The organism is Sphingobium sp. B1D7B, from assembly GCF_025961965.1.
Taxonomy (GTDB): Bacteria; Pseudomonadota; Alphaproteobacteria; order Sphingomonadales; family Sphingomonadaceae; genus Sphingobium.
In genome coordinates this window covers 166671-179461 of the sequence record NZ_JAOQOR010000001.1, presented here as the reverse complement: position 1 = coordinate 179461, position 12791 = coordinate 166671, and the positions used below count along the sequence as shown (strand labels likewise).

Here is a 12791-nt window from a genome sequence, read left to right as displayed (position 1 = left end):
GGAGAGAATGTCAGATGGCTGAAGAGCAGACGCCGAAGGTCCGTCAGGTTCGCCAGTCGGAGGATCGTTTTCTGGCCTCTGACGTGTTCGAGACGGGTGGTCGGGTGCTGCCGCGGGCCAATGGCACGGGGACCTGGGTCGAGCCCGCGCGCGAGATTCCGGTGTATCATAGCTGCGACGTGCTGGTGGTCGGCGGCGGGCCTTCGGGCACGGCGGCGGCCTGGGCGGCGGCGCAGGCCGGGGCCGATGTGGTGCTGATGGAGCGCTATAATCACCTCGGCGGCCTTTCGACCGGCGGCCTCGTCATCTGGATCGACCGGATGACCGACTGGACCGGCCGGCAGGTCATTCAGGGCTTTGCCAATGATGTGCTCGGGCGCCTGCCCGCCGCCGGCCTCGCCGGGCCGCCGCGCGCCGACTGGGGCTCGCGCGATCCCAAGAAGGCGAGCTACTGGGGCCAGCGCACTGCGGCGTTCCACGGCACGGTCTGCTGGTCGCCCACGCTCGATCCCGAGCGGTTGAAGCTGATCAGCCAGGAGATGCTGCTGGCAGCCGGGGTGCGGCTGGTGTTCCACAGCTGGGCAGCGGTGCCGATGGTCGCCGACGGCAAGGTCGAGGGCGTGGTGTTCGAATCCAAGGCCGGGCGTCAGGCGCTGCGCGCCAAGGTGGTGGTCGACACCACTGGCGATGGCGACATCTTCGCGCGGGCCGGGGCCGAGTTCGACACCGACATCGAGGAAGGCGACGTCCATCACAGCGCCAACACCGGCTTCATGCTGGGCGGTGTGGACATGGACCGCTGGCTGGCCTTCCGGGCCAATGAGCCCGAGCAATATGCCGAGTTCGCCAAGCTCGGCCGTGAGCGGCTCGGCTTCTTCCAGCCGCCTTATGTCTCCTGGCGCAACGATATCGCGCTGTTCCTCGGCCCGCGCCAATCCGGCCTCTCGGCGCTGGACGTGGATGACCAGACCGAGCTGGAGATCCGCTCGCACCGGTTCATGCAGACGCATTGCGAGTTCTTCCTCGCGCATGCGCCGGGGTTCGAGCAATGCTATATGCTGCAGAGCGGCTCGCAGCTTGGCGTGCGGCACACAAGGCGTCTGGCCGGCATGGGCAAGATCCTGCGCAGCCAGTGGGCGGACGGCATTGCGCTGCCTGACGAGGTCGGGGTCAGCCCCTCGGTCAGCCTCAAATATCCGGTGATCTCGGTGCCCTATGGCGCGCTGGTGCCGCGCAAGCTCGATGGCTTGCTGGCAGGCGGCAAGCACATCAGCTGCGATGCCAACTCCCATGGCTTCATGCGCGAGATCCCGCAATGCTGGCTGACCGGACAGGCCGCCGGTGCTGCAGCCGCGCTGTCGGTGAACGCCGGCGTCCAACCGCGCGCGCTCGATGTGACCAGCCTGCAGGCAGAGTTGCGCAGGCAGGGCGTGTTCCTGCATGACCAGGCAGGCAAGATGCCGGAAGCCGAACAGGCCGCCGCGGCGGAATAATCCCGTGAATTGAGAGTATTGATGACTGACAGCGCGACCCTATCCCGCCCCGAGCCGAGCGAACTGACCCGTCTCGGCAAGCCTTCCGGCGCATGGACCGGCACGCTCGGCGGGGGTGCCGAGGGCCTGACCCGGCGGCTGGGACCGGCGCAGCTCGACGCGCTGGACGCTGCCGTTCGCGCCACGCAGGGCCGCGCGCCAACATCCGTTACGCGGGAGGATTTCGGCGCGCCGGCGATCGCGAGCCTGATGGCAGCGGTGAACTACGACCTGATGGCCGGGCGCGGCGCCGTGTTGCTGAGCGGGATCGACATCGCGCGTTACGATCTGGAGGCGTTCCAGCGCCTGCACTTCGGTCTTGGCACGCATCTGGGCCGTGCCGTGGAGCAGAGCGCGCGCCACGATCGCATCGGGCTGGTGCGCAAGGAGCCCAATCCCGAACGGCGCGGCTATCTTAACGATACTGAGCTCGGGCCGCACACCGATTATCACGAGATCCTCAGCCTGGCTTCCGTCGTCACCTCGCCGGAGGGCGGGGTGAGCGGGCTGGTCAGTGCTGCCGCCGTCTATGCGGCGATCCAGGCAGAGCGGCCGGACGTCCTGGCAGTGCTGGAGGAGGGCTATTATTACCCGACCAGCCTGGAGAGCGTCACCGATTACAAGGTGCCCAGCTTCTCCGTGATCGACGGGCATATCGGCATCTACAATTATGTGCTCTTCATCGTGCAAGCCGCGCAGATCAGGGGCGAGCCGGTGCCGGAGCGTTTCGTGGAGGCGTTGCGCGTCCTGATGCGCATGGCGGCGCGGCCGGAGTTGAAGGTATCCTTCACCTTGCAGCCGGGCGAGATGATCTTCTGGCACAATTTCCGGGTGATGCACTCGCGCACCGGCTTTACCAACACGCCCGGTCGCGAGCGGCTGCTGCTGCGGCTCTGGCTGGAGGCGCATGAGCGCTACCCGCTCGCGCAGGGCTATCGCGAGATCGGTCGCCTGCTGGAGCAGCAGCATGCGCAGGGCTGGTCGATGCTCGTCAATAGCGATGAAAGCCTGCGGGCCGCCGGAACCTTGATCCGCGGATAACGCGCCAACTCCGCGCGTAGGGAACCACTGCGCCGTCTTGGCATTTCCCGTCTTTTCCGGCTCCCGGCGAACATTCTCGGCGCCCGTGTGTTTTGCTGGTACAAAGGGGCAGGGAAGAGGGCCATGATCAACCGGCAGGTGCTGCTCGCAGACAAGGTGTATGTCGAACTGGTGCGCAGCCTGTTCGTCAATGTGACGCCGTCTGCCATCATGGCGGTCGCCTTTACCCTCAGCGTCGCCCTCATTGTGAACGAGACGCGGGACCGGCTCACGCTGACGCTCGGCGTGGCCGGGGTGCTGGCGATGGGGGTGCGGATCATCGTCACGCTGCGTTTGCGCGGACAGGCGCTCGCCAGCGATCTTCACCCGGTCCGGGCCAGACAGCTCGAGCTCATGTTCCTCATACCCCAGCTCAGCTTTGCCCTCGCGCTTGGCCTGTTCAGCGGGCTTGTCATCCTGCAGAAGTCGGACGGGCAGCCATTGATGGTGTGTCTGGTCGTCGGCTTCTGTGCCGGCCTCGCCGCCGGGTCGGGCCTGCGCCCCCCCGTTGCCGTGCCGGGCATGCTGGCGGCCAGCCTCCCCACCGCTCTGGCCGCCTTTATCCGTGCCGACGCCATGTCGATCGCCACCGGCGCCTCCATTCTGGCCTTCCTCTATGCCGGCGCGCAGAGTCTCGCGACGCGGCATGAGTCTGCCGTGACGGGGATCAGCAAGCGGCTGACCTCGGGGTCATTGGCCCGGCGCGATCCTTTGACCAACCTCGCCAATCGCCTCGCCTTGCGCGAGCGGTTCGATGAGGCCGTGGTCCTCAAGCGGGGAAAGGGGATCGTGGCCGTTCATTATCTCGATCTCGACGGGTTCAAGCCGGTGAACGACACCCACGGCCATGCCGCCGGCGATACGCTGCTGCAGATGGTCGCCAAGCGACTGAGCAGTGCCATCCGCAGCGAGGATATCGTGGCGCGGCTGGGCGGCGACGAGTTCGTCATCGTTCAGTTCGGCCTCGATAAGCCGGAGGATGCTACGCTGCTGTCCGATCGCGTCGTCCGCGCCATCGCGCAGCCCTTCGTCATCGAGGGCAACCGCATCCGCATCTCCACCTGCATCGGCACCGCGACCGCGCGCGCCGAGGAGAGCCACATGGAAGTACTGATGCGCGAGGCGGACGAGGCGCTCTATGCCGCCAAGCGACGGCGCGCTCAGGCACAGGCGGCGCAGGCGTAGTTTCCGCGGCCTTGGCCCGCGCCGAGGAGGGAGTGGCGACCCCGGCAGGATTCGAACCTGCGACCATTCGCTTAGAAGGCGAATGCTCTATCCGGCTGAGCTACGGGGCCACGGAACGATCCGCTAACCGCATCGCCGGGCGTCTGGCAATGGCAAAGCGATGCCGCGCGCGGTTTTGCGTGGGAGCAAGAGGCTGCAAGATCGATTGCAGGGCGCGATATCGCGCGGCATAGTCCCGCGCCATGCCTGCTCCCTCTGACGCCGCGTCCACCGCGACTCCGCCCCCGATCGCTCCCCATTCGATCGCCCATGTCGATGCCAGCGCGCTCGCCGGGCACAGGCTGCAATATTATGATTTCGTGATGGCCGCCTTCGTCGCGGTGCTGCTGCTCTCCAACGTCATCGGCGCCGCCAAGCTGGCAAGCCTGTGGGGGTTCACCTTCGGCGCCGGCATCCTGTTCTTTCCTTTAGGCTATGTGCTGGGCGATGTGCTGACGGAAGTCTATGGATACGCCCGCGCCCGGCGCTGCATCTGGGCCGGCTTCGCCGCGATGCTGTTCATGGCCCTGATGAGCTGGGTGGTCGTCTCGCTGCCCCCGGCGGACGGCTGGGACGGGCAGGTAGCCTATGAGTCGGTCTTCGGCCAGGTGCCGCGGATTGTCTTCGCCTCGATCTTCGCCTTTTGGGCCGGTGAGCTGACCAACAGCTTCGTGCTCGCCAAGATGAAGCTGCTGACCAAAGGCAAGCATCTGTGGACCCGCACCATTGGCTCGACCATCGTCGGGCAGGGTGTCGACAGCCTGCTCTTCTATCCGCTGGCCTTTTATGGCCTCTGGTCGACCGATCAGGTGCTGACCGTGATGGTCACCAACTGGGCGCTGAAAGTGGGCTGGGAAGCGGTGCTGACGCCGGTCACCTATCTCGCCGTCAATTTCTTCAAGCGGCGGGAGGGGCTGGACGTCTATGACGAGCAGACGGACTTCACCCCCTTCAAGGCGCAGGTTTGACCAGCCCCGTTAGCTCTCGGCCGGTGAGGGCGCATCCCGGTTAAGCGACTGGGCATCCGGGAAACCCGCTGCGGCAAACGGCGCCGGGGGCGGAGCTTCGGCCTCGACGGGCGGCTTGCCTGCGCGCGGCAGCTTGAGGCTGACTGCGTGCAGCAGCATCCGGCCATCCCATGGCGCGCCGGGTGGTGCGGAGGGGTAATAACGGTCGCCCAATATGCCGAGGCCGAGGCCGTGCAGGGCATGAGCGCGCAGCTGGTGCGTGCGCCCGGTTTCGGGACGGAACTGCACGAGGGCGCGGCCATCGCGCGCCTCCAGCAGGCGCCAGCGCGTCACGGCCGCCTTGCCCTTCGGGTCCGGCTGCATCCGCCAGCCATCCTCGCGCGTGCTGGTCTTGCCCAGCGGCAGGTCGATCACGCCTTCGCGCTCCGCTGGCACGCCGTCCAGCACCGCAAGATAGACCTTCTCCACCTCGCGCGCTTCGAAGGCCTGGGTGAAGCGCTTGGCAGCCTTGGGGTTGCGGGCGAGCAGCAGGCAGCCGCTGGTGTCCCGGTCCAGCCGATGCACCGCCACCGGCCAGCGCTGGAAGCCGAAGGTCAGGCTGTCGAGATGATTTTCCAGGCTCAGCGCGCCGTCGCGCGGGCGGTCGACGGGCAGGCCCGCCGGCTTGTCCAGCACGATGGCCTCGCCATCCATGAAGATCACCCGGTCGGTAAGGGGGGACAGATCGCCCGCGGGCGACCCTCTGCGGCTATTCCGGGGATCATGGGTGAAGGACATGCAGCCTCCCTAGGCGCTATCGCCCGCAGGGGGAAGACGCGGGGAGGGACGGGCTCCATTTACTTGCCCCCAGCGGATGGGGCCGCATTGATTCTCACCCCATTAAGCACGCAAATGGCTCGCGACTCGTGCTTTCAGGCCAGTTTACGTAAAATTAACCTTTTGCGTTCACTCTTCATATGGTTAATAGTTACTGGTGGTTGGATTGAGTGACGAGCAGCTCTCCGGCCAACTGAGCAAAGGGGCTGGTGTATGCGCGTGTTGCTGATCGAAGACGAACCGACGACTGCCAAAGCTATCGAGCTGATGCTGACCACCGAGGGGTTCAACGTCTACACGACCGATCTGGGCGAAGAAGGCCTCGATCTCGGTAAGCTCTACGATTACGATATCATCTGCCTGGACCTGAACCTGCCGGACATGCACGGCTATGACGTGCTCAAGAAGCTCCGCGCCTCTCGTGTGCAGACCCCGGTCCTTATTCTCTCCGGCATTGCGGAGATGGACAGCAAGGTCCGCTCCTTCGGCTTCGGTGCAGACGATTACGTCACCAAGCCGTTCCACAAGGAAGAGCTTGTGGCACGCATCCATGCTGTCGTCCGCCGCTCCAAGGGCCATTCGCAAAGCGTCATCCGCACCGGCAAGCTGTCGGTCAATCTCGACGCCAAGACCGTGGAGGTGGATGGCAACCGGGTCCACCTCACCGGCAAGGAATATGCGATGCTGGAGCTGCTCTCGCTCCGCAAGGGCACCACGCTCACCAAGGAGATGTTCCTCAATCATCTCTATGGCGGCATGGACGAGCCGGAACTCAAGATCATCGACGTGTTCATCTGCAAGCTGCGCAAGAAGCTCAGTCTGGCATGCAGCGGCGACAATTACATCGAGACCGTCTGGGGCCGCGGCTATGTGCTGCGCGATCCCGACGAGATCATCGACGAACTGGAGACGGCGCAGGTCGCCTGACTTCACGCTGCGAACTGGATTTATGGGAAAGGCCGGCGGAGCGATCCGTCGGCCTTTGCTACGCGGTCCTCGCCGGAACCGGTGGATCAGGACAGGTGTGCAGAAAACGCAGCCGCATGCGGGCACACTATACGCCCCATATACCGGACACGCCCGACCTCCAAAAAACCACCCCGTGCTCCTGCGAAGGCAGGAGCCCAGGGCAGACAAGCACCTCGATTTGGCCTGGCGCACCCCAGGCAGATGCAGTCTCCGATGGAATAGCCGCCGCGTCATCTGCGGCCGAAAACGGCATCCGGACAACCCTCCGTTCGTCCTGAGTAGCTGCTGAGCCTGTCGAAGCAGCGTATCGAAGGACTGGCTCATGCGCCGACCCACCGGCAAACGTTGCCTTTCGGCCCACTGCCGCCCCCGATGAGATTCTGCCCTACTCGCTCAACCAATCGGCTGTGATCTCGCCTCGATGCCCCTCCGGCGCCAGCGTGGCCCGCAGGGCTTCCAACAGAGGCGGCAGCGCCTGCGTGAAGGCGTAGGGCGGGTTCACGATATAAAGGCCCGCGCCGTTGTAGATGCCCGGCTGGTCGGCATCGTACAACCAGTGATCCACCTGCAAGAATTTCGGGATGCCAAGCTTGCGGAGCTGCCCGCTCCACCGCTGATGCGTGGCGCGGTCTTTGAGCGGGTACCAGATCACCGTCACGCCATGCGCCCATTTGCGGTGAGCGGCGGCGAGGGTGGCGGTGATGCGGGCGCGTTCGTCCGTCTGCTCATAGGGCGGGTCGACCACAACCACGCCGCGCGCGGTGCGGGGCGGCACCATCGCCAGCCAAAGCTCGTAGGCATCGCGCTCGTGCACGGCGGCGGACGTGCCGCGCATTACACCGCGCAGGGAGTAAGCGTCTTCGGGATGTTTTTCGTTGAGGATCAGCAAATCCTGCGGGCGCAGAAGCTGCGCCAGAATTTGCGGCGATCCGGGGTAGAGGCGCGGCTCGGCTCCCACGTTCACCGCCTGCACGGCGGCGCGATAGTCGCTCAGCAAGGGGTTCGGATCGGCAAAGGCGCGCAGCACGCCGTTCACGGCCTCGCCGGTGCGTTGGGCCTGCTCGCTGCCAAGGTCGTACAGTCCGCAGCCGGCATGGGTATCGATCAGGGTCAGGGCGCCCAGCTTCTGCTGCAAGGCCCGCACGAGGGCGATCAGCAGGCTGTGCTTCACGACATCGGCGCTGTTGCCCGCATGGAAGGAATGGCGATAATTCATGGTGATTCAAATTCCTGACACGCGCGGCCGGGCGGGCGGGCGCGGCGACCGACAAGGCGCTCGTAGTGCGTGAGCGGAAGCCTTTAAAGCACTTGCGCGCAGCCTCAACCCCGTGGCGATGGCCCTCGGCGTGATTGCATCATGTGCTCAGAACAGACGCGCCGTTCGTGTCGAGCCCTTCGACTGCCCGCAGGCGAGCGCTTGGGATGAACTTCAGCCTTTGGTTGAAGTCGAGACACGCGAGGCCTGTGCCGACCGTGTCTCGACTTCGCTCGACACGAACGGAGCGGTGGGGAGCCGTAGGTGACGGGAAACGAGGGCAGTCCGGCTGCACTCATCGCAGTGTCTGCGTTGTGTCCGACGGAGCCGACCTAGCCCCCCGATTTACCGGTGGAGAGAAACCACCGCTCGGTACCCTCAAGTCCGGCCGCCGTCAGCACGCCGGACTTGTATGCCCCGGTATCGATTCCCATCCGGTTCTCGCGCTGCTCAACCGCCTCGGTGATCGAGTGGCCATGGACGATGAAATAATCGTGCGGTTCGTCGTAGAACAGGAATTCCTCGCGGATCCAGCGCAGGTCCTTTTCGTCCTGCTCGTCCAGCGGCACTTCGGGCCGGACGCCGGCGTGGACGAAGGCATAGTTGCCGATGATCGCCTTGTCCGTCAGCCCGGCGAGGAAGGCGCGATGCGTATCCGGCACCGCGCTCGTCAGCCAGTCGCGCAGTTCGCCAAGCGTCATCGTGTCGAGATCGGTCTCGCTCGTGCCATAGGAGAGCAATGTCTCGCGGCCGCCGATGCGGGTGAGGAAGCGCAGCGCGCTCTCATCGCCTTCCACGGCCATGGCGAACACTTCCTCGTGATTGCCGCGCAGGCAGAGGATGTTCGGCCACCAGTCGCGCAGTTGCAGCACATAGTCGATTACGCCCTTACTGTCCTGCCCGCGGTCGACATAATCGCCCAGGAACACCAGTTGCGTGCTGCCGGTCGGGCCGCGGCTATGGTCGTCCGCTGCGATCAGATCGATAAGTTCGAGCAGCAGATCCAGCCGGCCATGAATGTCGCCGATCGCATAGACGCGGCGGCCCTCGCCCAGGTCGGGGGCATGGGTCAGAGGTTCAGGCTTTGACTTTGATTTGAAGAGGCCAAACATGTGCCTCTCCATATAAAGCGAGCGGGCGCGATCCGGCCAGCGCAATCGTGCTTAGCAAAAGCTTTCCGGCGACATGCCAGCACGGTTAGAGCTTGGGCAGTGTCACGCCCCGCTGGCCCATATATTTGCCGGCGCGGTCGGCATAGCTCGTCTCGCACGGCTCATTGCCTTCCAGGAACAGGAACTGGCAGGCGCCTTCATTGGCGTAGATTTTGGCGGGTAGCGGCGTGGTGTTGGAGAATTCCAGCGTCACATGGCCTTCCCAGCCCGGCTCCAGAGGCGTCACGTTCACGATGATGCCGCAGCGCGCATAAGTGGATTTGCCGAGGCAGATCACCAGCACATCGCGCGGAATGCGAAAATATTCCACGGTCCGCGCCAGCGCGAAGCTGTTGGGCGGGATGATGCACACGTCCGTCTTGCGGTCGACGAAGCTGTTGGCGGCGAAGTCCTTGGGGTCCACCACGGCGCTATCGACATTGGTGAAGATCTTGAAATCCTCGGCCACCCGCGCGTCATAGCCATAAGAGGAGAGGCCATAGCTGATGCAGCCCTCGCGCCGCTGGCTTTCCACGAACGGCTCGATCATGCCGTTTTCCTGCGCCTGACGGCGAATCCATTTGTCGGAGAGTATGGCCATGGGGGCGTTGCTAATCGCTCGCCGCGCCGAATGCCAGAGGCGATGATATGGTGAGGATCAGCCCGGGCCGATGCCGAGATTGGCCGGGCCGAAGGCGTGCGGCAGCAGCGCGTCGAGCGTAAGGCGCAGCACGGCGCCGCCATCTGGCGTGGCGCACAGGATCGTCAGCGGGCGCCCGCCCATATCCTGCGCCTCCTTGATGATCTGCCGGCAGCGTCCGCACGGCGTAATGATGCCGCCATCCCCTCCGTCCATCGCGCCACCCGTCACCGCGATGGCCGCGATATCCCGCAGCCGCCCCTGCGCATTGGCGGCAGCGATGGCCACGGTCTCGGCGCAGAGCGACAGGCCGTAGCTCGCATTCTCGAAATTGGCGCCGGTGAGGATCGTCCCGTCCGTCAGTCGCAAGGCCGCGCCGACTGCAAAGCGGCTGTAGGGCGCATGGGCCTGCGCCATGGCGCCGCGCGCGGCGTCGACCAGCGCGCGTTCGTCCGGGGTTGGCGGCGTCGGGTCTTGTCGGGTCGCTTTTTCGCTCATTGCCGCACCGCATTCCATTCGATCGGCCCCTCGATGCCGTTGATCCGCTTCCAGGTGGAGGCGGTCCACATCGTCCAGGGACGCGTGGTGTAATCGGGCACGAAGAAGTCGCCGTCCACCCACAAGGTGCGGTTGATGCCACCGGCCACGTCGTAGGCCGCCTCGAATTCGCGGCTGGTGCGGATCACGGCGGGCTTGGCGGAGTGGGTTTCGATCTGGTTGAGGAAGGTGTTCAGCTCGGCGAGCAGCGTATCGCGGTTGGGCCGCGCCGTGCAGGGCAGGTCGAAGTCCATTTCCACCACCGGCGGCAGCATCTGTGGGTCGCGCGGGACGGTGGCGATGAACCGCGTGGCCTGCGCCGAGGCGCTGCTGCACAGATCATAACGATGGATGGCGCCGTGGCGCATGTCGTTGGCGACCGCGCCGGCGAGATAATCATTAAAGGCGCTGTCCCGCCCGCGCGCGCCATCGGTGGCGCGCAGATAGACGAAGTCGGCACCTGCCGCGCGGGCCATCCGCCAGTTGATCGCGCCGCTCTGGGCGCTCAGCGTGATGCCTTGCACGGGGAAATATTTGGCAGAGGGCGTCCAGCTGCGGGCGAGCATGAAGAGGCCCGCCACCAGTCCGCCGCCGATCACCAGTAGCAGCATGAAGAGGCGCAGCGGCGTCACCTTGATCCGCCGGCGCCGGGCGCCCGGAGCGCTGGTCATGCGCTTGGCCTTTGTGGTGCTCATGTCGTTTCGTCAGTCCTGTTATGCGCGGATATGCAGCACGCAGATCAGCGTGAACAGCCGCCGCGCGGTATCGAAATCCACGTCGATCTTCCCCTCCAGCCGCCCGCGCAGCAGTTCGGCGGCATCGTTGTGGACAGCGCGCCGGGCCATGTCGACGGTTTCGATCTGGCTCGGCGTCGCTTGCCGGATCGCCTGATAATAGCTCTCCGTAATCGCGAAATAGTCCCGGATCGCGCGCCGCAGGCTGGCGAGGCCGAGGATGATCGCTTCCAGCGCGCTGTCGTCCGTGCGCCGCAGTTCGATCACCAGCCGCCCGTCCGCCACGCGCAGAAACACCCGGTAAGGGCCGGCATAGCCGTCCTCATGCTGGCGCACCGGCGCGAAATGATTGTCTTCCAGCAGGTCGAAGATCGCGATCCGTCGTTCCTGCTCCACATCCGCGCTGCGCCACAATATCGTCTTCTCGTCGAGCACGATGTCGATGATGCGGGGATCGGCCATGGTCCCTTGCTTCCCTAGGCGCGTGGGCCAGCGGCGGCAAGAGCGTGGGGCAGAGGAGAGGCGGGCAGGCCCCGCGGACGCAGAGCCTCAGGCGGGCTTGGCGCCCTCGTGCCGGGGCATCGGCCAGATCAGGCCGATGAACGGCAGAACCAGCATCGCCAGACCGGAGAACAGCAGCGCGCTGGCAACGCCATGGGCCTGCGCCACATGGCCCCACAGCCAGCTCCCCAGCGCGATCCCGCCGAAGGTGAGGCTGCTCACCATGGCGGTAATGCGCCCGATAAGCGGGGCGGGCGACCACATCTGGCCGGCGACGGCAAAGCCGGAGAGCGCCTGCACCCAGCCGGCACCGCCCAGCACAAGCAGCACGAGCGTGGGGACCAGCCCGATGCCGAGCGCGACGCACACGCATACCGCGCCATAAAGCAGGCCGGCGCCCCGGATGATCGCCTCGCTGGAGAAGCGCTGGCGGAACCATGTGCTGCTCGCCGCGCCGATCACGGCCCCAAGGCCGAGTGCGCCGAGCAGCAGGCCGAAGGTCATCGATCCCTGGCCGAGCATTTGTGTTGCGACCAGTGGCATCAGCGCCCAGGCGGCGCTGCCGGCGAGCGTGAAGCTGATCGCGCGGACCAGCACGGTGCGGATCGCCGGGGAGCCGAGCGCGAAGCGGAAGCCTTCGCCGATCACCGTCAGCAGGGGGCGCCTTGTGGCCGGCGCTGGCGGCGCGGTGCGCCAGCGCAGCAGAATGACAATAACCATCAGATAGGAGAGGGCATTGACGACGAAGGCGGCCTTCGCGCCGCCCAGCGCGACGATGCCGCCGCCGATGGCCGGGCCAAGGCTGCGCGCGATGTTGAAGGCGAGGATGTTGAGCGCGACGCCCGCGGCCAGTTCGTTGCGCGGCACGATGCTGCCGATGGAGGAGGCCAGCGCCGGGTTGAAGCAGGCCACGCCGCAGGCGAGAAGGGCGGTGAGGCCGATGAGCAGCCCCGGCGGTGTCGTGCCAACAAAGGCGAGCGCCGCCAGCAGGACGGAAAGCGAGACCATGCCGGTCTGCGCGCCCAGCATCACCAGTCGCTTGTCGAACATGTCTGCCCACGCGCCGGCCGGCAGGGCCAGTAGCATGATCGGCAGATTGGTCGCGCTCTGGACGAGGGCGATGACGTCAGCCGGCTGGCCGGTGATGGTGAGTTGCCAGGCGGCGCCCACGGACTGGATGGCATTGCCGAAGTGCGAGAACAGGCTGCCGAGCAGGATCAGCAGGAAGGTCCGGTGGCGCAAGGGAGAAAAGGTGCCGCCGCTCATAGCCGTTGGTCCCTTGTCTGCTGCGCGCTCATCATGCTGGTCCCCTCCGTGCTGAACCGATCATTGATCCGTCACACGGTTTCGCCCTAGGCGCGTCGTTCTCGCCCGGCAAGACTGA

General features: G+C 65.7%; 13 protein-coding genes and 1 tRNA gene. 5 read left to right on the top strand and 9 right to left on the bottom strand.

Annotated features, from left to right (window positions below; genetic code table 11):
- Positions 1-14 precede the first annotated feature (14 nt).
- The 3 genes from M2336_RS00865 to M2336_RS17985 all read left to right on the top strand — a co-directional run bounded on the left by M2336_RS00865 (position 15) and on the right by M2336_RS17985 (position 3797).
- Complete coding sequence (locus tag M2336_RS00865; protein WP_264573560.1) at positions 15-1493, top strand: FAD-dependent oxidoreductase; 1479 nt, start codon at positions 15-17, stop codon at positions 1491-1493.
- Positions 1494-1514: 21 nt separating this feature from the next.
- Complete coding sequence (locus M2336_RS00860) at positions 1515-2573, top strand: TauD/TfdA family dioxygenase (RefSeq protein WP_264573559.1); 1059 nt, start codon at positions 1515-1517, stop codon at positions 2571-2573.
- A gap of 123 nt (positions 2574-2696) precedes the next feature.
- Positions 2697-3797, top strand: coding sequence for a GGDEF domain-containing protein (locus M2336_RS17985; RefSeq protein WP_319801634.1), 1101 nt, complete (start codon positions 2697-2699; stop codon positions 3795-3797).
- Positions 3798-3830: 33 nt separating this feature from the next.
- Here the strand turns inward: M2336_RS17985 and M2336_RS00850 are convergent.
- Positions 3831-3907: transfer RNA gene (locus M2336_RS00850), tRNA-Arg, on the bottom strand.
- Between the two features lie 132 nt (positions 3908-4039).
- Between M2336_RS00850 and M2336_RS00845 the strand changes: the two genes are divergently transcribed.
- Positions 4040-4804, top strand: a complete 765-nt coding sequence (locus tag M2336_RS00845) for a queuosine precursor transporter (protein WP_413716174.1) — start codon at positions 4040-4042, stop codon at positions 4802-4804.
- A gap of 9 nt (positions 4805-4813) precedes the next feature.
- On the opposite strand, the gene M2336_RS00840 is transcribed toward M2336_RS00845, so the two are convergent.
- Positions 4814-5527: an RluA family pseudouridine synthase gene (locus M2336_RS00840; RefSeq protein ID WP_264593233.1), complete on the bottom strand. Its 714-nt coding sequence runs from the start codon at positions 5525-5527 to the stop codon at positions 4814-4816.
- Between the two features lie 306 nt (positions 5528-5833).
- Between M2336_RS00840 and ctrA the strand changes: the two genes are divergently transcribed.
- A complete protein-coding gene (ctrA, locus tag M2336_RS00835; protein ID WP_181560569.1) occupies positions 5834-6547 on the top strand; it encodes a response regulator transcription factor CtrA in 714 nt (237 codons plus the stop codon).
- Between the two features lie 427 nt (positions 6548-6974).
- Here ctrA and M2336_RS00830 read toward each other — a convergent pair whose 3' ends face one another.
- The 7 genes from M2336_RS00830 to M2336_RS00800 all read right to left on the bottom strand — a co-directional run bounded on the left by M2336_RS00830 (position 6975) and on the right by M2336_RS00800 (position 12673).
- Positions 6975-7805: a 23S rRNA (adenine(2030)-N(6))-methyltransferase RlmJ gene (locus tag M2336_RS00830; RefSeq protein ID WP_264592489.1), complete on the bottom strand. Its 831-nt coding sequence runs from the start codon at positions 7803-7805 to the stop codon at positions 6975-6977.
- A 371-nt stretch (positions 7806-8176) separates the two neighbouring features.
- Positions 8177-8956 (bottom strand): metallophosphoesterase family protein, encoded by a 780-nt coding sequence (locus M2336_RS00825; protein WP_264592488.1) that lies wholly within the window; start codon positions 8954-8956, stop codon positions 8177-8179.
- 85 nt (positions 8957-9041) lie between these two features.
- The gene (gene dcd, locus M2336_RS00820; protein WP_181560566.1) at positions 9042-9596 is read right to left on the bottom strand and encodes a dCTP deaminase; all 555 of its coding nucleotides are present in this window, start codon (positions 9594-9596) and stop codon (positions 9042-9044) included.
- A 57-nt stretch (positions 9597-9653) separates the two neighbouring features.
- Entirely contained in the window at positions 9654-10133 is a 480-nt protein-coding gene (locus tag M2336_RS00815) for a cytidine deaminase (protein ID WP_264592487.1), read from the bottom strand.
- Positions 10130-10867 carry a GH25 family lysozyme gene (locus M2336_RS00810; RefSeq protein ID WP_264592486.1) on the bottom strand — a complete coding sequence of 246 codons (738 nt, stop codon included), beginning with the start codon at positions 10865-10867 and terminating at the stop codon, positions 10130-10132. Before M2336_RS00810 ends, M2336_RS00815 begins: the two co-directional genes overlap by 4 nt.
- An 18-nt stretch (positions 10868-10885) precedes the next feature.
- Positions 10886-11368, bottom strand: a complete 483-nt coding sequence (locus tag M2336_RS00805; protein ID WP_181560564.1) for a UPF0262 family protein — start codon at positions 11366-11368, stop codon at positions 10886-10888.
- Between the two features lie 87 nt (positions 11369-11455).
- On the bottom strand, positions 11456-12673 hold the full coding sequence (locus M2336_RS00800; RefSeq protein ID WP_264573554.1) for an MFS transporter: 1218 nt from the start codon (positions 12671-12673) through the stop codon (positions 11456-11458).
- Positions 12674-12791 lie beyond the last annotated feature (118 nt).